We start from the raw sequence: 20,848 nt of genomic DNA on the forward strand, positions 1-20,848 counted from the left end.
TGTAGAACACTGACCGATGACCCGCGCGCCGGTGTACCGGCTCTCCCCTTTCCTGGATGGCCTGCGCTTAAGGATAGTTGGTAATTTCAGAGGTCAAGGTCGTGCGCCGGACAACGTGTCCCACCGCGCCGTCTGGAAGCGCGCCAGCCCGCGTAACATGCGGGCTGAGGCAAGATGAAAATTTATTCGGACGCGTCGCGGGCGGTGTCCTGGGGGTAGGTGCTGCGCCACAGCTCGAAACCGCCGTCGAGGCTGTAGACGTCGGAGAAACCCTGGCCGATCAGGTAGGCCGCGGCGCTCTGGCTGGAGTTGCCGTGGTAGCAGACCACCACGGTGGGCGCGTCGAGATCGGCGTTGCGAATGAAGTCGGCGACCGAGTGGTTGTCCAGGTGTGTCGACCCCTGGATATGACCGGCGGCATAGGCCTGGACATCGCGGATGTCGACGACCACGGCGCCGTCTTCGCGCAAGGCCTTGGCTGTTTCGGGAGGGATGCGTTTGAACTCGCTCATCAGCGGTGTCCTTCGGAGTGGCCCGCCTGGGCCGGTGGAAGAGGGGTGCTGCCGGGCATGCCCTGGTCGGTGCATTCGCAGCGATGGTAGTCGCCGGTATCGACGTTGTACAAGGTCATGGCGCCGCCCCACACGCAGCCGGTGTCCAGGGCGATCACGTCAGGCACCTCGACGCGGCCTTCGAGGGCCGCCCAGTGCCCGAAGATGATCTTCACATGGCGCGAGCGCCGACCGGCATGGGCGAACCAGGGCTTGTAGCCCTTCGGTGCGCTGCCCAGGCCTTCCTTGCTCTTGAGGTCGAGCTTGCCTTCAGCGGTGCAGAAGCGCATGCGCGTGAGGTAGTTGGTGATCACGCGTAGACGCTCCACGCCCGTCAGCCGCTTGCTCCACTTGTTCGGCTCGTTGCCGTACATGCCTTCGAGGAAGAGTTTCAGGCGTGTGTCGTCGCGCAGCACGTCTTCGACCTCTGCAGCCAGCTCCAGCGCCGTGCCCAGGGTCCAGTGGGGCGGGATGCCGGCGTGGACCATGGCCACACCGCGCGCCTCGTCGTAGTGCAGCAATTTCTGGCGGCGCAGCCAGTCGAGCAGTTGCGGCGCATCGGGGGCGTCCAGGATCTCGCGCAGCGTATCGCCCTTCTTCAGGCGACCGACGTCGTGCCAGGCGGCCAGCAGGTGCAGGTCATGGTTGCCGAGCACGCACACCAGCGAGTCCCGGATACCGTACAGGTAGCGCAAGGTCTCGAGTGACTCGGGTCCGCGGTTGACCAAGTCCCCGACCAGCCACAGGCGGTCGACCTTCGGATCGAAGCGGACGCGTTCGAGCAGGCACTTGAGCGGCTGCAGGCAGCCCTGCAGGTCGCCAACGGCGTACACCGCCATCAGTGCAAGGCTCCGGGGATGGCCAGGCGGAAGGGCGCGATGGTCGCTTCGAAGCGATGGCCGTCTTCGGCATGCATCTCGTAGCTGCCTTGCATGACCCCAACGTGGGTGCCGATCACCGCGCCACTGCTGTAGGTGTGACTGCCGCCGGGTTCGATCACCGGTTGCTGGCCGACCACGCCGTCGCCGCGAATCTCCTCGACCTCGCCATCGCCGTTGGTGATCAGCCAGTGCCGGGTCATCAGCCGCGCCTTGAGCGAGCCACGGTTGTTGAGGGTGATGGTGTAGGCGAACGCGTAGCGATCGCTGTCGGGATCGGATTGTTCGGTGAGGTAACGGGTCACGACGCTGACGTCGATCTGGTAACGGGGGTCGGACATTCGAAGGGGCCTTGGACAAGCAGACGCGAAGGGGGCTGTCCAGGCAGTCTAGGGCATTGCGGGGGGGATAGGCCAGCGATGCGGGCAGGCGGTGGCCCGCAGGGCAGACGTCCGCAGCCGAAGGCCTGCGGACGGGGAGGGGTCAGGCAGAGGCGTTCTGGTCCGCCAGTCGGTCGGCCAGGCGCACGAAGGCGGCCAGGTCGAGCTGTTCCGGCCGCAGGCTGCCATCCACACCGGCCGCTTCGATGGCCTGACTGTCGAGCACGCCCTTGAGCGTGTTGCGCAGGGTCTTGCGGCGCTGGTTGAAGGCTTCACGCACCACGTGCTCCAGCAGGCGGGCATCCTTGGCCGGGTGCGGCAGCGTCTCGTGGGGAACGAGGCGCACGATGGCCGAGTCGACCTTCGGCGGCGGGTTGAAGGCACCGGGGCCGACGTTGAACAGGTGCTCGACCCGGCAGTGGTACTGCACCATGATCGACAGCCGCCCCCAGTCGCCGCCGCCAGGGCCGGCCGCCATGCGCTCGACCACTTCCTTCTGCAGCATGAAGTGCATGTCACGGATCAACGACGCATGCTGCAGCAGGTGGAAGATCAACGGCGTGGAGATGTTGTACGGCAGGTTGCCCACGACCTTCAGGCTGCGCGATGGAACGCCCAGCTGGTTGAAGTCGAACTTCAGGGCATCGCCCTGGTGCAGGCGGAAGTTGTCGCGTACGCCGAACTTGTGTTGCAGGACCGGCACCAGGTCCTTGTCCAGCTCCACCACGTCCAGTTGTGCGCCGCTGCCCAGCAGGCCTTCGGTCAGGGCGCCCTGGCCCGGCCCGATTTCCAGCAGGTGCTCGCCAGGCTTGGCGTTGATGGCACGCAGGATGCGGTCGATGATGCCTGCGTCGTGCAGGAAGTTCTGCCCGAAGCGCTTGCGCGCCCGGTGTTGGTAATGCTCGTTCATGCTCAGCTCTCGGCCATCTGGTAGGCGGTTTCCAGCGCGACCTGCAGGCTGCCGGTGTCGATCCGACCGGTGCCGGCCAGGTCCAGGGCCGTGCCATGGTCCACCGACGTGCGGATGATCGGCAGCCCCAGCGTCACGTTGACCGCAGCGCCGAAGCCTTTGTACTTGAGGACCGGCAGGCCTTGGTCGTGGTACATCGCCAGCACCGCGTCGCAGTGCTCCAGGTATTTGGGGGTGAATAAGGTGTCGGCCGGCAGCGGCCCGCGCAGGTCCATGCCTTCGCCGCGCAGCCGTTCGAGGGTCGGTTCGATGAGCTCGATCTCTTCGCGGCCCAGGTGGCCGCCTTCGCCGGCGTGCGGGTTCAGACCACAGACCAGGATGCGCGGCTGCGGCAGGCCGAACTTGTCGCGAAGATCGGCGTGCAGGATGCGCGTCACGCGCTCCAGGCGCTCGGCCGTGATGGCGTCGGCGACGTCACGCAAGGGCAGGTGAGTGGTCACCAGGGCAACGCGCAGGCCACGGGTGGCCAGCATCATCACCACCTGCTCGGTGGCGGTCAGGTCGGCCAGGAATTCCGTGTGGCCCGAGAACGCGATGCCGCTGTCGTTGATCACGCCCTTGTGCACCGGTGCGGTGATCATGCCAGCGAAGTCGCCGGCCAGGCAGCCTTTAGCAGCGCGGGTCAGGGTCTCGAGCACGAAAAGCCCGTTGGCCGTGTCCAGCTGACCTGCGCGTACCGGGTTCGCCAACGGCGTGTCCCAGACGTACAGGCTGCCTGCCGGTGCGGGGTGCGTGGGCCAGGCCTGTGGGTCGACCGCGCGCACGTCGACCGCCACCCCCAGCTGGGCGGCCCGCTCTTGGAGCAGGACGCGGCTGGTGATGGCGATCAGGACGTGGGGGTGGGCCTGTGCGGCGAGCAGCAGGCACAGGTCAGGACCTATGCCGGCCGGCTCGCCCGGCGTGACGGCGAAACGCAGCGGGGTCACTGCGCGGCCTGGTCGGCGCCAGGCAGCTTGATCTCGACGTAGGCTTCGTCGCGGATCTGACGCAGCCAGGTTTGCAGCTCTTCATCGTACTTGCGGTTGCGCAGCACGTTCAGGGCTTGCTGTTCGCGCGCCTGTTCGGTGCTGTCGGTGGCGCGGCGGCCCAGCACTTCCAGCACGTGCCAGCCGTACTGGGTACGGAACGGACGGGTCACTTCGCCTTGCGGCGCGTTTGCCATCTGCTCGCGGAACTCTGGCACCAGGCTGTTCGGGTCGACCCAGTTCAGGTCGCCGCCGTTGAGCGCGGAGCCCGGGTCTTCCGAGAAGCTCTTGGCCAGTTCGGCGAAATCTTCGCCGTTCTTGATGCGCTCGTAGAGACGCTCGGCCAGTTGCTGGGTCGCCGCTTCGCTGCGGATCTCGCTCGGCTTGATCAGGATGTGGCGTACGTGCACTTCGTCGCGCAGCACGTTGGCGGCGCCGCCGCGCTTCTCTTCCAGCTTCAGGATGATGAAGCCGTTGGGGATGCGGATCGGCTGGGTGATGTCACCCGTGCCCATGCTCGCCAGCATCTTGGCGAAGTCCGGTGGCAACTGGCCGGCCTTGCGCCAGCCCATCTCGCCGCCTTCCAGCGCGTTCTCGCTCGCCGAACGGGCGATGGCCAGCTGGCCGAAATCGGCGCCCTGACGTAGTTGCTGGTAGACCTCGCCGGCCTGGCGAGCCGCCGCCTGGATGGCATCGGAGCTGGCGCTTTCAGGCGTGGGGATGAGGATGTTGGCCAGACGGAATTCTTCCGACAGCTGCATCTTGCCCAGGTCGGAGGCGAGGAAGTTCTTCACTTCTTGCTCGGAGACCTGGATGCGCTCGGCCACCCGGCGCTGGCGCACACGGCTGATCACCATCTCGCGACGAACCTGCTCGCGAGCGTCGTCGAAGGACAGGCCGTCGCGGGTCAGCGCCGCACGGAACTGATCCGGGGTCATGCCGTTGCGCTGGGCAATGGTGGCGATGGCCTGATTCAGTTCCTCGTCGGTGATGCGGATGCCCGAGCGCTCGCCGATCTGCAGTTGCAGGTTCTCGACGATCAGGCGCTCCAGGACCTGCTGCTGCAGGGCGCTGGCGGGCGGCACACCGCCGCCACGCTTGGCGATGGTCTGCTGCACCTCGCGGGTACGCTGGTCCAGCTGGCTCTGCATCACCACGTCGTTGTCGACGATGGCCACGACACGGTCCAGGGGCTGAACCGCGGCATGCACCGCGCCGCTCAGCATGGCGAGGCCCAGCAGCGCTGGGCGGATTCGATCAAAAAGCTTGGTCTTCACGTTCGCGGTAACCTTGAATGCCCTGGTCGAGGAAGGACTCGACCTTTTTGCCCACTACACCGCCGAGGCCCTTGAGCACGACTTGCAGGAAGATGCCGTGGTCGCCTTTCTCGTTCTGTGGGATCGCCTGGCTGTAATCGTCATAGTCGATCCAGTACCGGTTGATCACGCGCAGTTTCCAGCAGCAGTTGTCGTACTCGAAACCACCGAAGGCTTCCAGGGTACGGTTGCGGTTGTAGTCGTGCTGCCAGCGTGCGATCGCGCTCCACTGCGGGACGATCGGCCAGATGACCGAGAAGTCATGCTGCTGGATCTTGTAGTAGTCCTTGATGTAGTTCGGATCGCCCGGCTGACCGTAGTCGCCACCGCCCACTTTCCACTTACCGGTCAGCGAGTCGTAGGTGACCATGTCGTTGCGGTAGCGGTAGCCGAGGTTGACCACCTTGTTCGGGTTGTCTTCCGGCTGGTAGTGGAACATCGCGCTGCCCGACTGCGTGCTGCGGCTGTCCGGATCCCAGTTGAAATCGGAGTTGAAGCGCCAGTCGCGGTTGAAGGCGTATTCGTATTCCAGGGCGTATGGCGAGACGTCCGACCGTGCGTTCTGGCGATCGCGGTAGTTGATGCCCGGCAGCTGGACCTTGCGATCCTTGAAGTAGAGCGCCTGGCCGATGCTCACGCGTTGACGCTGGAAGCCGTTGTCTTCGATCCAGCGGCTGGTCAGGCCCAGCGACAGCTTGTTCTCGTCACCGATGCGGTCGGTGCCGGCGAAGCGGTTGTCGCGGAACAGCGACGCGTAGCTGAAGGTGTTCTCCGTCGAGTCGAAGATCGGGATGTCCTTCTGGTCCTTGTACGGGACGTAGAGGTAGAACAGCCGCGGCTCGAGGGTCTGACGGTAGTTGGTGCCGAAGAACTGCGTGTTGCGGTCGAAGTACAGGCCGCTGTCCACGCTGAGGATCGGGACGCTGCGGCTGATCGAGCTGCTGTAGTTGCCGTAGGCAGGATCGTTCGCCTGCGTGATGGCGTCTTGCTTGCCTTGGCTGTCCAGGTCCAGATCGTACTGGGTATAAGCGTACTTGAGCTTGGGCGTGATGAACCCGTAGCTGGCTTCCATCGGCAGGCTGATGGCCGGTGCGACGTTCAGACGCGTGCCATTGGCCCGGGCGATACCGGTGACGTTCTGATCCAGGCGCCGACCCGGGATGCCCACGCTGGTGTCCGGATTGCCGTCCTTGTCCAACACGAAATCGTTCTTCAGGTCACGCTCGAAGCGCACGGCCTCGGTCTCGTAGCTGAAGTCCAGGCCGTTCGGGTGGTACGGCAGCATGCCGTTGAAGGTGATCTGCGGCAGGCGGTCGTACGGCGTGATCTGCGAGATGGTGGCCATCTCGTAGGCATGCAGGTTCAGGCGCGCGGTGTAGGTGTCGCCGCGCCAGGTGACGGCGCCCTGCTGGTCGAGGATGTCCTTGTCTTCGACGCCGATCTGATCGGACTCCAGGTCCTGGAAGTAGAACGGGTCGCTGATGTCGGTGTAGTTCACCTCGGTCATCAGGCGATCGTCCAGGCCACCCTTGTGCTGCAGGTTGACCATCCAGCGCTGGTCCTTGTAATCGGTCTGGTCCTTGCGGTCGTCATCCCGATCGTTGAGGTAGGCGCCACCGATCTGGCCTTCGCTGGATTCGGTGAGGTAGCGGAATTCGCCTTCGACGAGCATGCCGCGCTTGGTCATGTAGCGCGGGTACAACGTGGCATCGTAGTTCGGCGCCAGGTTGAAGTAGTACGGCGTGACCAGGGTGAAGCCGGTGTCGCTGCTGCTGCTGAACGACGGCGGCAGGAAGCCGGACTGGCGACGGTCGTCGATCGGGAAGTAGATATACGGCGTGTAGAACACCGGAATATCCTTGACCCGCAGGGTGACGTTGGTCGCGGTGCCGAAACCGGTGGCCGGGTTCAGCGTGATGTTGTTGCCCTTGAGCTGCCAGGCATTGCTGCCCGGTTCACAGGTGGTGTACGTACCATCCTTCAAGCGGATGATGGCGTTCTCGCCCCGCTTGGCGTACAGCGCACTGCCGCGGATGCGCGACTTGTGCATCACGTACTCGGCGTTGTCGACCTGGGCTTCGCCGGTGTCGAGCTGCACCTGGGCCTTGTCGCCGACCACCAGCGAGCCGTTGTCGCGCAGCTTGACGTTGCCCTTGAGCTCGCCGCGGTTCTCGGTCTGGTAGAGGTTGGCTTCGTCGGCCTGCAGCTGCATGCTGCCCTGGCGCATGACCACGTCACCGGCCAGGGTCGCGATCTGCTGCTCCTGCTGGTAGCGGGAGACCTTGGCGTTCAGGTAGGTCGGCGACTCGTCCTTGGGCGTGCTGTCGTTCATGCCTGGACGGGTCGGCTCGATGTAGGCGCCGCCGCAATAAGGACCGGTCTCGGCCAGCTGCGCAGGGGTGAGCTTCTCGCGCGGGACCCAGTCGAGGTGACTGTAGTCTTCGCTGCGCGATTTCAGGCCACGGCCTTTGCTCTCGGTGACCAGCTCCGGCTTGGAGGCCTCGTCGTCGGACGTGGACTCACCAGCGTCGCTGTCGCGCGCGGCGGTGCCGGACGACAGGGCGGCGCCCATGTGGACGGGGCGTGGCGGCAGCGTGGCAGCCGGGGTCTTGGGGTTGCAGTCCCAGCCTCCAGAGGCGGACACTTGGCAGTCGAACTGCTCGGCAGCCACCACGTACGGCGTGGCCAGAGGTTGCAGCGCCAGCAGGCCGCCTGTCACCAGCAACGGGAACTTTCTACGAAACGCGGGGGATTTCAATGCCATCTTATTAGTCCGGGCTTCCTGCGTGCCATCTGCCCGCGTGTGGGGCCGCACGCCTCTCGATGGTCTGAAAAAGATGCTGGATAATAAAGCATGACCCGCTTGACGGCTAGGGCCGTCGGAGACCCACGTAATGCCCGAACACGATGTACGCCTGCAACACCTCACCCAATGGCTCGATGATGCGCTGCGCCTGCTCTACGCACGCGAAGGCTGGGGCGACGTCCCCCCGGGTACGCTGAGCGCCGCCAGCAGCGACGCCAGCTTCCGCCGCTACTTCCGCTGGCAGGGCGAGGGCCGCTCGTTCGTAGTGATGGACGCCCCGCCACCCCAGGAGAACTGCCGACCGTTCGTCGAGATCGACCGGTTGCTGGCCAGCGCCGGGGTGCCTGTGCCTGTCCTGCACGCCGAGGACCTGGAGCGTGGCTTCCTGCTGCTCGGGGACATGGGCCTGCAGACCTACCTGGACGTGATCGATGCGGACAACGCCGATGCGCTGTTCGCCGACGCCATCGACGCTCTGCTGGCCATCCAGCGCCTGCCGCATGACGCGCCATTGCCCTGCTACGACGATGCGCTGCTGCGCCGCGAGCTGCAGCTGTTCCCGGAGTGGTACGTCGGCCGTGAGCTGGGCCTTACCCCGACCGCCGCACAGCAGGCGACCTGGGCGCGTGTCTGTCAGCAGTTGATCGACAGTGCCCTGGCCCAGCCCCAGGTGCTGGTGCACCGCGACTTCATGCCGCGCAACCTGATGCTCAGCACGCCCAACCCTGGCGTGCTGGATTTCCAGGACGCGCTCTATGGCCCGGTCACTTACGACATCACCTGCCTGTTCAAGGATGCCTTCCTCAGCTGGCCGTCCGCCAAGGTCGAAGGCTGGCTGCATGATTACTGGGAGCAGGCCCGGGCCGCCGGGATTCCCGTGCAGCCGACGTTCGAGGCCTTTCACCACGCCAGCGACCTGATGGGCGTGCAACGGCACCTGAAGGTCATCGGCATCTTCGCGCGGATCTGCCATCGCGACGGCAAGCCGCGTTACCTGGCCGACGTGCCGCGGTTCTTCGCCTATATAGAAGAAGTGATTGCCCGGCGTCCCGAGCTGGCCGAGCTGCAGGGTCTGATCGGCGAGTGGCAGGCTGCGGCCGGAGCGCGTCCATGAAGGCGATGATCCTCGCCGCCGGCAAGGGCGAGCGCATGCGGCCTCTGACCCTGCACACCCCCAAGCCGCTGGTGCCGGTGGCGGGCGTGCCGCTGATCGAGTATCACCTGCACGGTCTGGCCGCTGCCGGGTTCGACGAGGTGGTCATCAACCATGCCTGGCTCGGGCAGCAGATCGAGGACCATCTTGGCGATGGCAGCCGCTGGGGCCTGCGCATCGCCTATTCGGCCGAGGCCGAGCCGCTGGAGACCGGCGGCGGTATCTTCAAGGCCCTGCCGCTGCTGGGTGACCAGCCTTTCGTGCTGATCAATGGCGATGTCTGGACCGATTACGACCTGGCCCGCCTGCGCCGACCCTTGGCCGGGCTGGCCCACCTGGTGCTGGTCGACAACCCCGAGCATCACGCCAAGGGCGATTTCAGCCTGGCACAGGATCGGGTCAGCGACACCTCGGGGGAGGGTGCGCGCCTGACCTTCAGCGGGCTGTCGGTGCTGCACCCGGCGCTGTTCGACGGCTGCCAGGCCGGTGCCTTCAAGCTGGCCCCGCTGCTGCGCCAGGCGATGGCGCAGGGGCAGGTGAGTGGCGAACACCATCCTGGGCAGTGGATCGACGTCGGCACGCTCGAGCGCCTGGCCCAGGTCGAGCGCGTGCTCGCGGAGCGCACCTGAGGTGTGGTGGCCAGGCACGTTGCTGGGCGCCGGGACCGGGTTCGCCGTCGCCAGCATTCCAGGGGCGCTGCTCGGCGGACTGTTGGGCCAGGTGCTGGATCGCCGCTGGCGGGTCCAGGGCTGGGGCGATCTGCGCGAGCGGCTGGCAGGTCGCTCCCGGCTGCAGGACGACGAGTTGCTGTTCGTCCTGCTGGGGCGCCTGGCCAAGCAGGACGGTCGGGTCGGCGAACCCCACATCCGTCAGGCGCGCGACGAAATGGCCCGGCTCGGTCTTGACGAGCCGGGACGCCAGCGGGCAATCGCGGCCTTCAACCGTGGCAAGGCTGGCAAGGACCGCCTGGCCCATTACCTGCGTCATCTGAATGCCCAGGCCCATGCCGCCGAAGGGACGGTACGGGCATGCTGGCGCATGGTCTGGGCCGATGGTCAGGCGGGTTCCCGGGAGCGTGAACTGCTGCTGAGCTGGGGGCAGGCGCTGGGGCTGAGCCTGGCCCAGGTAAGGGCCCTGGGACGTGACTACCAGCCTCGCGCCAGTACGCCGGCCCCTGTTGCGGGCCTGGACTACAGGGCGGCCTTGCGGCTGCTGGGGGTCTCCGACACGGCCAGCGCCCAGCAGGTCAAGCACGCCTACCGTCGGCTGTTGAGTCAGCATCACCCCGACAAGCTGGCCGGTAGCGGTGCTACCGAGGCCCAGGTCCGTCAGGCCACCGAGCGCACCCGTGAACTGCACCAGGCCTATGCCCTGGTCAAGTCACGCCAGGCTCGCTGAGCGGCGCGCTGGCCGGGATGCAGCCGGCTCAGCTGGCGCCATGGGGGCTGAGCCAGCCGCGGATGCGTCGGAACAGCTGCTCCTGTTCGACCGCCAGGTTGCCCGGCAAGGCGATCAGCAGCATCTGCCGGTAGGTGCTGTCCTTCTCGCGCTGACTGATCTGCAGGCGTTGGGCCGCCGCACGGCGAGCCTGCTCGTCGGTGGCATAGTACAGGTCCGCCGTCGGTACCTTGAGGGTCGGCACCAGGCTGTCGAGTCCATGCTCGACCCGCGCCGGGGTCTGCGGCGAGACCAGCACCAGTTTGGCGACCTGCGCCGGTTGCTTCTCGCTCATGTAGCGCGCCGCCCAATAGGCGCCGCTGCCATGGCCGAGCAGGATCACGGTGCGGGCATTCTGCTGCTGGGCGAAGGCCACGGCCGCGTCGAGGCGGGCGAAGATGCGCGCCGCGTCCGCCGCATCGTTCTGGTCGCTGGCGTCGACGGCATCGGTGCTTTCGGCCACGTCGGCATCGGGTGCCGTGGCTTGGGCGACATTGGCGTTGGCGTCGGCAGGGGTGTCCTTGGCTGGCGCCTGCTCGTCCTGACCTGCAGCCTTGGGCGGGGCGGGAGAGGGCTCCACGCGCGCCTGGGGAGCGTCGGCCAGCAGGTCGGGCAGCGACAGGCTCAGGCTGTGCCAGCCGGCGTCGGGGAATTTCTGCCGCAAAGGCCCCACCGAGCGTGGCCAGTCGGGCGTCTCGCCCGCGCCTGGGACGAGAATCACCGCGCCTTTGGGGTCGCCGCTATTGGCCGGCTTCCACAGGGCCAGGAAGTGTTCCTCGCCGGCGTCGAGCGTCTGCTGTTCAGCCTTGGGGACCTGGCGTTCGAGCGCTGCGGCCTCTTCCTGGCTGCGTTCGAGCAGGGGCGGGCGCGTGGGCGCCGGCGCTGGCGCCGTGCTGGCATCGGGCGTCGGGCTGGCCTCAGGCGACGGGTCGGCGGCGTGTGCGCCCAGGCCGAACAGTGAGGTCAGGCAAAGCATGCCGAGCGCGGTGCGGTACAGTGTGGACATGGCGCTCTCCCAGGCCAGAATGTTACCGCCAGCCTAATCGTATTTTCCGCAGTCGGCCACGCCAAGGTCGATGCGCCAGGACGAACAAGACAGATGAAGCGAATGCGTTGGCTGTGGATCGTGGGTGGGTGGCTGTTGCCCTGGCTGGTCGTCGCCGCGACCACGCCCCCGGCGCAGGTCACGTTGCAACCTGTCCAGCAGCGCTGGCTCGACACGCACCGCGACCTGCGTGTCGGGCTGGTGCTGCAGGCGCCCTATGCGCAGTTCGACCGACGCCTGCAGCAGCTCTACGGCGCCAACGTGGAGCTGGTCGGCTGGCTGGCCCAGGCCCTGTCTCTCGACCTGACCTGGCGGCACTTCCCCGACCAGGCGGCGCTCGAGCGTGCGCTTCAGGCCGGCGAGATCGACTTCGCGCCCGGCCAGGTCCAGACGCCTGCGGGCTTACGCCTGTGGCTGTTCTCCGACCCCTACATGCGGATTCCCCAGCGGCTGGTCGGCCTGCGAGGCGGGGCGACCCAGGTCGATCTGGAGCGCCTGGGCGCCGAGGTGCGCGTGGCCGTGCGCATGCCGAGCGCCCTCGCCGATGCCCTTCGCACGACCTACCCTGGCCTCAACCTGCAAGGCGTGCCGGACGAGCGCGAGGCCCTGCAGAGCGTGGTCGGCGGGCAGGCGAGCTATGCGGTGCTGGACGAAGCGCAGTTCGGCCGCCTGTCCCGCGAGGGCGAGTTCACCGACCTGGCGGTGATGGGCGATGTCGGCCTGCCACAGCTGCTGCGCCTGGGCTCGCGTCGCGACTGGCCGATGCTGGCCGACATCCTCGAACAGGGGCTGCAAGCCATGCCGGCCAAGACGCTGGAGCGGCTGCATCACCGCTGGCTGCAACCGCCCGCGTCTCCGGTGGGCGAGTCGACCGAGTTCTGGCGCAACCTGGCCTGCCTGTTCGGCCTGCTGTTGCTGGTCGGCCTGGCCACGCTGTCGTGGCAGCGACGCCAGGTTCGCCAGGCCGAGCGCCAAGTGTCCGCGTTGCGTGACCAGTTGATCGAGCGTCAGGCCCGCGAGGAGGCCTTGCGCCTGAGCCAGTTCTCCATCGACCAGAACACCGTCGGCATTCTCTGGATCACCTGGGACAGCCGGATCCGCTATGCCAACCAGGCGGCCGAGCGCCTGTTCGGCGACGCGACGCCGTCGCTGCTGGAGCGCACCTTGCGCGACCTGGACCCGACGCTGGACATGGACCGCTGGCTCGCCGTGTGGAACCAGGCCCGCGCCGGTCGCGACCCGGCCGAGCCGGTCGGCATCCACTGCCGGGCAGCGGACGGCAGCCTGCTGCCGGTCGACCTGTCGCTGAGTTTCCTGCGCTTTCGCGACGCGGAATACCTGGTGGTGTTCATGACCGACGTCACCGAGCGCCGACGTTCTGTCGAGGCTGTGCGGGAAAGCGAGGCGCGACTCAAGGGCATCGCCGGCAACGTGCCGGGGCTGGTGTTTCGCCTCGAACGCGACCCGGCCGAGGGCGAGCTGGAGTTTCCCTACATCAGCGAAGGCAGCGAGGCCTTGGTCGGCTACGCACCTGCCGCCATCCAGGCACCGGGCATGGGCCTGCGAAACCTGGTGCACCCTGAGGACCGCGCCGACTATCATCGCGTGCAGGACCTGGCGCTGGCCCACGATCAGGACTGGTCGTGGCAGGGACGCATCCTGACCCGCAACGGCGAGCAGCGCTGGGCCGACATCAAGGCCAGCAGCCGGCGCCTGGACGATGGCCGGGTGGTGTGGGACGGAATCGTCTGGGACATCACCCAGGGCAAGCGTGCGGAGCTGGCCCTGGCGCGCTCCCAAGAGCAATTGCGTGACCTGTCGGCGCACCTGGAGAGCGTGCGAGAAGAAGAAAAGGCGCACATCGCCCGCGAGGTGCACGACGAGCTGGGGCAGATGCTGACGGTGCTCAAGCTCGAGGTGTCGATGTGCGAGCTGGCCTACGCCGGGCTCGACCCTGGCCTGGGCGAGCGCCTTGAGGCCATGAAGCGGCTGATCGCCCAGCTGTTCCAGCTGGTGCGGGATGTGGCCTCGGCCCTGCGCCCGCCGATCCTGGACGCGGGCATCGCTTCGGCGGTCGAGTGGCAGGCGCGGCGGTTCGAGGCGCGCACGCAGATCCCGTGCCTGGTCCAGGTGCCCGATCACCCACCGGCCTTGAGCGATGCCAAGGCCACGGGCCTGTTCCGTATTCTTCAGGAGGCGCTGACCAACGTGATACGCCATGCCCAGGCCCATACCGTGCAGATCGGTCTGACCTGTCAGGACGAGCACTTGACCCTGACCGTCACCGACGACGGCGCCGGCTTCGACCCGCAATGCCCGCGCCCCACCTCCTTCGGGCTGGTCGGCATGCGCGAGCGGGTGCTGATGCTCGGCGGCGAGCTGATGCTGGACAGTGAGCCGGGCGAGGGCACCAGCCTGAGCGTGACCATCCCCTTGCAGGAGAAACGACCGTGATTCGTGTAGTGGTGACCGAAGACCATGCCATCGTCCGCGAGGGCATCAAGCAACTGATCGGCCTGGCCAAGGACCTGCAGGTGGTGGGCGAGGCGAGCACGGTGGAGCAGCTGCTCGACACGTTGCGGCACACGCCCTGTGACGTCGTCCTGCTGGACATCTCCATGCCCGGCAGCAGCGGCCTGGAGGCGATTCCCCGGATCCGTGCCCTAGCGCCGGCACCGGCCATCCTGATGCTGTCCATGCACGACGAGGCGCAGATGGCGGCACGTGCGCTCAAGGCCGGGGCCGCAGGCTACGCGACCAAGGACAGCGATCCGGCGCTGTTGCTTACGGCCATCCGCCGGGTGGCCGGGGGCGGGCGCTACATCGACCCGGCCCTGGCCGACCGCATGGTGTTCGAAGTGGGCCTGACCGACGCCCGCCCGCTGCACACCTTGCTGTCGGAGCGCGAGTTCTCGGTCTTCGAGCGTCTGGCCCAGGGCGCCAACGTCAACGATATCGCCCATCAGCTGGCGCTCAGCAGCAAGACCATCAGCACGCACAAGGCGCGGTTGATGCAGAAGCTCAAGGTCAACTCGCTGGCCGAGCTGGTGCGGTATGCCATGGAGCATCGTCTGCTGTGAGCATGCAGCACGTGGCAAATCGCACGTCATCACGTGCTCCTTCAACCTTGCATCTGCCTCTGTAGCACCAGCTTGCCAGCGACTGGGCCCTGCATCGCCGGCAAGCCGGCTCTCCCCTCGGCAGGCGTGCCTGGCGGATCTGCGTTGCGCAGTCGAGTGGCCCGCTGTGTAGGGCAATCCCTACCCCCAGCCTTCCACCGGGATGATGGCAATCTCTCATCAGCCCCGATTTTCCTGGCGCTCGGCCTTCTCTAGTCTGCGTACACGGTAGTCATTCCAACAAGAAGGTGCAGGTATGAGCGAGGCGAGTCCGAGGGCCGCGAGTGGCGAGACGCTGGTCAGCTTCCGTGGTGTGCAGAAGAGCTACGACGGCGAGTCGCTGATCGTCAAAGACCTCAACCTGGAAATCCGCAAGGGCGAATTCCTCACCTTGCTCGGCCCTTCCGGTTCGGGCAAGACCACCAGCCTGATGATGCTGGCCGGCTTCGAGACCCCGACTGCCGGCGAAATCCAGCTCGCCGGACGCTCGATCAACCATGTACCGCCGCACAAGCGCGACATCGGCATGGTGTTCCAGAACTATGCCCTGTTCCCGCACATGACCGTCTCGGAAAACCTGGCGTTCCCGCTCAGCGTGCGCGGCATGGGCAAGGCCGAGCTCGACGAGCGGGTCAAGCGGGTGCTGGGCATGGTCCAGCTGGACACCTTCGCCAAGCGCTACCCGGGTCAGCTGTCCGGCGGCCAGCAGCAGCGCGTGGCATTGGCGCGGGCGCTGGTGTTCGAGCCGCAGCTGGTGCTGATGGACGAGCCACTGGGCGCGCTCGACAAGCAGCTGCGCGAGCACATGCAGATGGAGATCAAGCACATTCACCAGCGCCTGGGCGTGACGGTGGTCTACGTGACCCACGACCAGGGCGAAGCCCTGACCATGTCCGACCGTGTGGCGGTGTTCCACCAGGGCGAGATCCAGCAAATCGCCGATCCGCGCACGCTGTACGAGGCGCCGAGCAACACCTTTGTGGCCAACTTCATCGGCGAGAACAATCGCCTGGGCGGCACCCTGGTCGCACGCAGCGGCGATCGCTGCCAGGTGCGCCTGGCCCAGGGCGAGCAGGTCGAGGCCCTGGCGGTGAACGTCGGCCAGGTCGGCGAGCCGGTGACCGTGTCGATCAGGCCGGAACGCGTTCGCCTGGGCAGGCAGAGCGAGGCCAGCGTCAATCGGTTCTCGGGGCGCGTGGCCGAATTCATCTACCTGGGCGACCACGTGCGCGTACGCCTGGAGGTCTGCGGCAAGGCCGACTTCTTCGTCAAGCAACCCATCGCCGAACTCGATCCGGCCCTGGCCGTGGGTGACGTCATCCCCTTGGGCTGGGCCGTGGAGCACGCCCGCGCGCTCGACCCTGTGACCGAACTCCACTGAACACACCTGCCTCACCCAACCCTGCACTGCGGAGAGAACAAGAATGCGCAAACAGCTGAAACTGACCGCTCTGACCCTGGGCCTGCTGGCCGCCGCCCAGGCCTCGGCGACCGACCTGACGGTGGTGTCGTTCGGGGGCGCGAACAAGGCCGCCCAGGTCAAGGCGTTCTACGAGCCGTGGGAAAAGGCCGGCAAGGGCAAGATCGTCGCGGGCGAATACAACGGCGAGATGGCCAAGGTCAAAGCCATGGTCGACACCAACAGCGTGTCGTGGAACCTGGTCGAGGTCGAGTCGCCAGAGCTGGCGCGCGGCTGTGACGAAGGCCTGTTCGAAGAGCTCGACCCCGCGCTGTTCGGCAACGAGAGCGACTACGTCAAAGGCGCCATCCAGCCTTGCGGCGTCGGCTTCTTCGTCTGGTCGACGGTACTGGCCTACAACGCCGACAAGCTCAAGAGCGCGCCGACCAGCTGGGCGGATTTCTGGGACACCGAGAAATTCCCCGGCAAGCGCGGCCTGCGCAAGGGCGCCAAGTACACCCTGGAGTTCGCGCTGATGGCCGACGGCGTGGCGCCGAAGGATGTCTACAGCGTGCTCGGCACCAAGGAAGGCCAGGACCGGGCCTTCAAGAAGCTCGACCAGCTCAAGGCCAACATCCAGTGGTGGGAAGCGGGCGCCCAGCCGCCGCAGTACCTGGCCTCGGGCGACGTGGTGATGAGCTCGGCCTACAACGGGCGCATCGCTGCGGTGCAGAAGGACAGCAACCTCAAGGTGGTGTGGAACGGCGGCATCTACGACTTCGATGCCTGGGCCATTCCCAAAGGTGCCAAGAACCAGGAGCAGGCCAAGCAGTTCATCGCCTACTCGGTCCAGCCCGAGCAGCAGAAGATCTACTCCGAGAACATCGCCTACGGGCCGGCCAATACCAAGGCCGTGAGCCTGCTCTCCGACGCGATCAAGCAGGACATGCCGACCACGCCGCAGAACATCGCCAACCAGGTGCAGATCGACGTGGCCTTCTGGGCCGACAACAGCGAGGCCCTGGAGCAACGCTTCAATGCCTGGGCGGCGAAGAAGTAAGCCACACCGCAGGAGCGCGGACCCGTGTCGCACGGGGCCGCGCCGCTCGCTTTTCTGATTTCGGAGTTCGCCATGGCCATTGCAGTGCCCGTCAACGCAGGCGCCGGTCCAACCCTCAAGCAGCGGCTCAAGCGCGCCGAGCGGGTCAACCGCTGGAAGGCCCAGGCCCTGATCGCGCCGCTGGCGCTGTTCCTGCTGCTGGTGTTCCTGGTCCCCATCGCCGCGCTGCTGTTCAAGAGCGTCGCCAACCCGGAGGTGGTCGCCGGGCTGCCTCGGACCGTCGAAGCGGTCTCGGCCTGGGATGGCAAGAGCCTGCCAGGTGAGGACGCCTACCGGGCACTGAGCCAGGACCTGGCCGAGGCGCGCAAGCGTCAGACGTTGGGCGACCTGTCCAAGCGCCTGAACATGGAGCTGGCCGGCTACCGCAGCCTGCTGGCCAAGACGGCGCGCGCCTTGCCCTTCAAGCAGGCACCCGCGTCGTACAAGGAGGCCTTGCAGACGCTCGACGAGCGTTGGGGCGACCCGGCGTACTGGCAGGCCATCCGGCGCAACACCAGCACGGTGACGCCGTTCTACCTGCTGGCCTCGGTGGACCACCGGATCGATGACCTGGGCGAGGTGGCCAAGGCCACGCCCGATCAGGCCATCTACCTGGACATCTTCGCGCGCACGTTGTGGATGGGCGCGGTGATCACGGTCATCTGCCTGCTGCTGGCCTATCCCCTGGCCTACCTGCTGGCCAACCTGCCCACGCGCCAGAGCAACCTGTTGATGATCCTGGTGCTGCTGCCGTTCTGGACCTCGATCCTGGTGCGCGTGGCGGCCTGGATCGTGCTGCTGCAATCGGGCGGGCTGATCAACAGTGCGCTGATGGCCATGGGCATCATCGATGCGCCCCTGGAGCTGGTGTTCAACCGCACCGGTGTGTACATCTCGATGGTGCACATTCTTCTGCCGTTCATGATCCTGCCGTTGTACAGCGTCATGAAGGGCATCTCGCCCAGCTACATGCGCGCGGCGATCTCCCTGGGCTGCCACCCCTTCGCCAGCTTCTGGCGGGTGTACTTCCCGCAGACCTACGCCGGCATCGGCGCCGGGTGCCTGTTGGTGTTCATCCTTGCCATCGGCTACTACATCACCCCGGCGCTGCTCGGCAGCCCGAACGATCAGATGGTCAGCTACTTCGTCGCGTTCTACACCAACACCAGCATCAACTGGGGCATGGCCACAGCGCTGGGCGGCTTGCTGCTGCTGGCGACCGTGGTGCTGTACCTGATCTATAGCTGGCTGGTAGGCGCCAGCCGCCTGCGCCTGAGCTGAGGAGCCTTCGCCATGACCCATCCTTACCTGTCGCCTCTCGAGCGGGCCTGGTTCTACGGCCTGCGTATCCTGTGCGGCCTGATCCTGCTGTTCCTGGTCCTGCCCGTGCTGGTCATCGTGCCGCTGTCGTTCAACAGCGGCAGCTTCCTGGTGTACCCGCTGCAGGGCTTCTCTTTGCAGTGGTATCAGGACTTCTTCGCCTCCGCCGAATGGATGCGGGCCTTGAAGAACAGCGTCATCGTGGCGCCGGCGGCCACCGTGCTGGCCATGGTGTTCGGCACCCTGGCGGCGATCGGCCTGACCCGCGGCGACTTCCCCGGCAAGTCGCTGGTGATGGCGCTGGTGATCTCGCCGATGGTGGTGCCCGTGGTGATCATCGGTGTGGCCAGCTACCTGTTCTTCGCACCGCTGGGCCTGGGCAACAGCTTCCTGTCGCTGATCCTGGTGCACGCGGTGCTGGGCGTGCCGTTCGTGATCATCACCGTGTCGGCGACCTTGCAGGGTTTCAACTACAACCTGGTGCGCGCGGCGGCCAGCCTGGGCGCATCGCCTCTGCTGGCGTTCCGTCGGGTGACCCTGCCGCTGATCGCGCCGGGCGTGATCTCCGGCGCCCTGTTCGCCTTCGCCACCTCCTTCGACGAAGTGGTGGTGACGCTGTTTCTCGCCGGGCCTGAGCAGGCCACCTTGCCACGGCAGATGTTCAGCGGCATCCGCGAGAACCTCAGCCCGACCATCGCGGCGGCGGCGACCTTGCTGATCGCCTTCTCCGTGGTCCTGCTGCTGACGCTGGAGTGGCTGCGCGGACGCAGCGAGAAGCTGCGCACCCAGCAGCCGGCCTGATCGCGCCGCGCCATGGCAGAGGAGGGCAGCCGAACCGGGTTGACGCCGATCAGCGACAACCCGCGTGCCTGGGTTACACTACGCGCCACCGTGATTCTGCCCAAAGGTGCGCCATGCAGCCCTACGCTATTGCCCCGTCCATTCTTTCCGCCGACTTTGCCCGCCTGGGCGAAGAGGTCGACAAGGTCCTGGCGGCCGGGGCGGACATCGTCCATTTCGACGTGATGGACAACCACTACGTGCCCAACCTGACCATCGGCCCGATGGTCTGCACGGCGCTGCGCAAGTACGGCATCACCGCGCCGATCGACGTGCACCTGATGGTCAGCCCGGTCGATCGCATCATCGGCGACTTCGTCGAGGCCGGTGCCAGCTACATCACCTTCCACCCCGAAGCCACCCAGCACATCGACCGCTCGCTGCAGCTGATCCGCGACGGCGGCTGCAAGGCCGGCCTGGTGTTCAACCCGGCCACCGGCCTGGACGTGCTCAAGTACGTGATGGACAAGGTCGACATGGTGCTGCTGATGAGCGTCAACCCAGGCTTCGGCGGCCAGAAGTTCATCCCCGGCACCCTGGACAAGCTGCGCGAGGCGCGGGCCCTGATCGACGCCAGCGGGCGTGACATCCGCCTGGAGATCGACGGCGGCGTCAACGTCCACAACATCCGCGAGATCGCGGCGGCCGGCGCCGACACCTTCGTCGCCGGTTCGGCGATCTTCAACGCGCCGGACTACCAGAGCGTCATCGCGCAGATGCGCGCCGAACTGGCTCAGGCCCGCCCATGAGCGGCTTCGAGCAGCTGTTTCCCGGGACGCTGCCGAAGCTTGTGATGTTCGACCTGGACGGCACCCTGATCGATTCGGTGCCGGACCTGGCGGCCGCGGTCGACCGCATGCTGGTCGCGCTGGGCCGCCCGCCTGCCGGGCTCGAGGCCGTGCGTCAGTGGGTCGGCAACGGCGCCGAGGTGCTGGTGCGCCGTGCCCTGGCCGGCAGCCTGGAGCATGCCCAGGTGAACGACGCCGACGCCGCGCACGGGCTCGAGCTGTTCATGCAGGCCTACGACGAGCCGCACACGCTGACCACGCTCTATCCCGGTGTGGTCGACACCCTGCGCTGGCTGAACCGGCAGGGTGTGGAAATGGCCCTGATCACCAACAAGCCCGAACGCTTCGTCGGGCCCCTGCTGGACCAGATGAAGCTCGGCCGGTATTTCCGCTGGATCATCGGCGGCGACACCCTGCCCCAGAAGAAACCCGACCCGGCCGCCCTGCTGCGGGTCATGCAGATGGCCGGCGCCCAGCCGGGCGAATCGCTGTTCGTGGGCGACTCGCGCAGCGACGTGTTGGCGGCCAAGGCGGCAGGCGTGCCCTGCGCGGCGCTGAGCTACGGCTACAACCATGGTCGGCCGATCGAAGAGGAATCCCCGGACCTGGTGATCGATGACCTGCGCGCCCTGGTGCCTGGTTGCGTCGTCACCGACAGTGGGATAACGTTGACACCTCTTCACGCCTCCCAGGACAAGGATCCCGACGTGATGGTCAACGGCACACTCTGGATGAAAGTCATCAAGGCACTGGCCCGCTGGCGCTGGCGCGCCTGACTTCCG

19 protein-coding genes are annotated in these 20,848 nt (G+C 66.7%); 11 read left to right on the forward strand and 8 right to left on the reverse strand.

The window, feature by feature from the left end; all coding sequences use genetic code 11:
* Window positions 1-182: 182 nt before the first annotated feature.
* The 7 genes from APT63_01645 to APT63_01675 form a co-directional block, all read right to left on the reverse strand.
* Window positions 183-512 carry a thiosulfate sulfurtransferase gene (locus APT63_01645; protein ID AMA44422.1) on the reverse strand — a complete coding sequence of 110 codons (330 nt, stop codon included), beginning with the start codon at window positions 510-512 and terminating at the stop codon, window positions 183-185.
* Window positions 512-1,390 carry a diadenosine tetraphosphatase gene (locus APT63_01650; GenBank protein ID AMA44423.1) on the reverse strand — a complete coding sequence of 293 codons (879 nt, stop codon included), beginning with the start codon at window positions 1,388-1,390 and terminating at the stop codon, window positions 512-514. The genes APT63_01645 and APT63_01650 overlap by 1 nt, the downstream gene beginning before the upstream one ends.
* Window positions 1,390-1,770, reverse strand: coding sequence for a Co2+/Mg2+ efflux protein ApaG (locus APT63_01655; GenBank protein ID AMA44424.1), 381 nt, complete (start codon window positions 1,768-1,770; stop codon window positions 1,390-1,392). Before APT63_01655 ends, APT63_01650 begins: the two co-directional genes overlap by 1 nt.
* 142 nt (window positions 1,771-1,912) lie before the next feature.
* Window positions 1,913-2,719, reverse strand: a complete 807-nt coding sequence (locus APT63_01660; protein ID AMA44425.1) for an rRNA methyltransferase — start codon at window positions 2,717-2,719, stop codon at window positions 1,913-1,915.
* Window positions 2,720-2,721: 2 nt separating this feature from the next.
* Complete coding sequence (locus tag APT63_01665) at window positions 2,722-3,705, reverse strand: 4-hydroxythreonine-4-phosphate dehydrogenase (protein ID AMA44426.1); 984 nt, start codon at window positions 3,703-3,705, stop codon at window positions 2,722-2,724.
* The gene (locus APT63_01670) at window positions 3,702-5,021 is read right to left on the reverse strand and encodes a molecular chaperone SurA (protein AMA44427.1); all 1,320 of its coding nucleotides are present in this window, start codon (window positions 5,019-5,021) and stop codon (window positions 3,702-3,704) included. The genes APT63_01665 and APT63_01670 overlap by 4 nt, the downstream gene beginning before the upstream one ends.
* On the reverse strand, window positions 5,002-7,824 hold the full coding sequence (locus APT63_01675) for an LPS biosynthesis protein (protein AMA44428.1): 2,823 nt from the start codon (window positions 7,822-7,824) through the stop codon (window positions 5,002-5,004). Before APT63_01675 ends, APT63_01670 begins: the two co-directional genes overlap by 20 nt.
* A gap of 130 nt (window positions 7,825-7,954) precedes the next feature.
* On the opposite strand from APT63_01675, the gene APT63_01680 reads away from it, so the two are divergent.
* From APT63_01680 to APT63_01690, 3 genes are read left to right on the forward strand one after another with little or no spacing between them, the layout of a single operon-like run.
* Window positions 7,955-8,980, forward strand: a complete 1,026-nt coding sequence (locus APT63_01680; protein AMA44429.1) for an aminoglycoside phosphotransferase — start codon at window positions 7,955-7,957, stop codon at window positions 8,978-8,980.
* A complete protein-coding gene (locus APT63_01685) occupies window positions 8,977-9,648 on the forward strand; it encodes a mannose-1-phosphate guanylyltransferase (protein ID AMA44430.1) in 672 nt (223 codons plus the stop codon). Before APT63_01680 ends, APT63_01685 begins: the two co-directional genes overlap by 4 nt.
* A 1-nt stretch (window position 9,649) precedes the next feature.
* Window positions 9,650-10,417 (forward strand): molecular chaperone DjlA, encoded by a 768-nt coding sequence (locus APT63_01690; GenBank protein ID AMA44431.1) that lies wholly within the window; start codon window positions 9,650-9,652, stop codon window positions 10,415-10,417.
* Between the two features lie 28 nt (window positions 10,418-10,445).
* On the opposite strand, the gene APT63_01695 is transcribed toward APT63_01690, so the two are convergent.
* Window positions 10,446-11,462 (reverse strand): hydrolase or acyltransferase, encoded by a 1,017-nt coding sequence (locus APT63_01695; GenBank protein ID AMA44432.1) that lies wholly within the window; start codon window positions 11,460-11,462, stop codon window positions 10,446-10,448.
* Between the two features lie 93 nt (window positions 11,463-11,555).
* Here APT63_01695 and APT63_01700 point away from each other — a divergent pair, with 93 nt between their 5' ends.
* The 8 genes from APT63_01700 (at window position 11,556) to APT63_01735 (ending at window position 20,842) form a co-directional block, all read left to right on the forward strand.
* A complete protein-coding gene (locus tag APT63_01700) occupies window positions 11,556-13,955 on the forward strand; it encodes a histidine kinase (protein ID AMA44433.1) in 2,400 nt (799 codons plus the stop codon).
* Entirely contained in the window at window positions 13,952-14,581 is a 630-nt protein-coding gene (locus tag APT63_01705; protein AMA44434.1) for a two-component system response regulator, read from the forward strand. The genes APT63_01700 and APT63_01705 overlap by 4 nt, the downstream gene beginning before the upstream one ends.
* Before the next feature lie 295 nt (window positions 14,582-14,876).
* The gene (locus APT63_01710) at window positions 14,877-16,001 is read left to right on the forward strand and encodes a spermidine/putrescine ABC transporter ATP-binding protein (protein AMA44435.1); all 1,125 of its coding nucleotides are present in this window, start codon (window positions 14,877-14,879) and stop codon (window positions 15,999-16,001) included.
* Window positions 16,002-16,044: 43 nt separating this feature from the next.
* A complete protein-coding gene (locus tag APT63_01715) occupies window positions 16,045-17,079 on the forward strand; it encodes a spermidine/putrescine ABC transporter substrate-binding protein (GenBank protein AMA44436.1) in 1,035 nt (344 codons plus the stop codon).
* Between the two features lie 72 nt (window positions 17,080-17,151).
* Complete coding sequence (locus APT63_01720) at window positions 17,152-18,399, forward strand: polyamine ABC transporter substrate-binding protein (protein AMA47762.1); 1,248 nt, start codon at window positions 17,152-17,154, stop codon at window positions 18,397-18,399.
* 12 nt (window positions 18,400-18,411) lie between these two features.
* Window positions 18,412-19,239 carry a polyamine ABC transporter permease gene (locus tag APT63_01725; GenBank protein ID AMA44437.1) on the forward strand — a complete coding sequence of 276 codons (828 nt, stop codon included), beginning with the start codon at window positions 18,412-18,414 and terminating at the stop codon, window positions 19,237-19,239.
* A gap of 113 nt (window positions 19,240-19,352) precedes the next feature.
* Window positions 19,353-20,027, forward strand: a complete 675-nt coding sequence (locus APT63_01730; protein AMA44438.1) for a ribulose phosphate epimerase — start codon at window positions 19,353-19,355, stop codon at window positions 20,025-20,027.
* Window positions 20,024-20,842, forward strand: coding sequence for a phosphoglycolate phosphatase (locus APT63_01735; protein AMA44439.1), 819 nt, complete (start codon window positions 20,024-20,026; stop codon window positions 20,840-20,842). The genes APT63_01730 and APT63_01735 overlap by 4 nt, the downstream gene beginning before the upstream one ends.
* Window positions 20,843-20,848: the final 6 nt, after the last annotated feature.

The organism is Pseudomonas monteilii (genome assembly GCA_001534745.1).
Lineage (GTDB): Bacteria > Pseudomonadota > Gammaproteobacteria > Pseudomonadales > Pseudomonadaceae > Aquipseudomonas > Aquipseudomonas alabamensis.

What these genes read in the sequence shown, in the direction of transcription:
- APT63_01645 (AMA44422.1), bottom strand. Translation starts at nt 512, where the DNA reads ATGAGCGAGTTCAAACGCATCCCTCCCGAAACAGCCAAGGCCTTGCGC.
- APT63_01650 (AMA44423.1), bottom strand. Translation starts at nt 1,390, where the DNA reads ATGGCGGTGTACGCCGTTGGCGACCTGCAGGGCTGCCTGCAGCCGCTC.
- APT63_01655 (AMA44424.1), bottom strand. Translation starts at nt 1,770, where the DNA reads ATGTCCGACCCCCGTTACCAGATCGACGTCAGCGTCGTGACCCGTTAC.
- APT63_01660 (AMA44425.1), bottom strand. Translation starts at nt 2,719, where the DNA reads ATGAACGAGCATTACCAACACCGGGCGCGCAAGCGCTTCGGGCAGAAC.
- APT63_01675 (AMA44428.1), bottom strand. Translation starts at nt 7,824, where the DNA reads ATGGCATTGAAATCCCCCGCGTTTCGTAGAAAGTTCCCGTTGCTGGTG.
- APT63_01680 (AMA44429.1), top strand. Translation starts at nt 7,955, where the DNA reads ATGCCCGAACACGATGTACGCCTGCAACACCTCACCCAATGGCTCGAT.
- APT63_01685 (AMA44430.1), top strand. Translation starts at nt 8,977, where the DNA reads ATGAAGGCGATGATCCTCGCCGCCGGCAAGGGCGAGCGCATGCGGCCT.
- APT63_01695 (AMA44432.1), bottom strand. Translation starts at nt 11,462, where the DNA reads ATGTCCACACTGTACCGCACCGCGCTCGGCATGCTTTGCCTGACCTCA.
- APT63_01700 (AMA44433.1), top strand. Translation starts at nt 11,556, where the DNA reads ATGAAGCGAATGCGTTGGCTGTGGATCGTGGGTGGGTGGCTGTTGCCC.
- APT63_01710 (AMA44435.1), top strand. Translation starts at nt 14,877, where the DNA reads ATGAGCGAGGCGAGTCCGAGGGCCGCGAGTGGCGAGACGCTGGTCAGC.
- APT63_01715 (AMA44436.1), top strand. Translation starts at nt 16,045, where the DNA reads ATGCGCAAACAGCTGAAACTGACCGCTCTGACCCTGGGCCTGCTGGCC.
- APT63_01720 (AMA47762.1), top strand. Translation starts at nt 17,152, where the DNA reads ATGGCCATTGCAGTGCCCGTCAACGCAGGCGCCGGTCCAACCCTCAAG.
- APT63_01725 (AMA44437.1), top strand. Translation starts at nt 18,412, where the DNA reads ATGACCCATCCTTACCTGTCGCCTCTCGAGCGGGCCTGGTTCTACGGC.
- APT63_01730 (AMA44438.1), top strand. Translation starts at nt 19,353, where the DNA reads ATGCAGCCCTACGCTATTGCCCCGTCCATTCTTTCCGCCGACTTTGCC.
- APT63_01735 (AMA44439.1), top strand. Translation starts at nt 20,024, where the DNA reads ATGAGCGGCTTCGAGCAGCTGTTTCCCGGGACGCTGCCGAAGCTTGTG.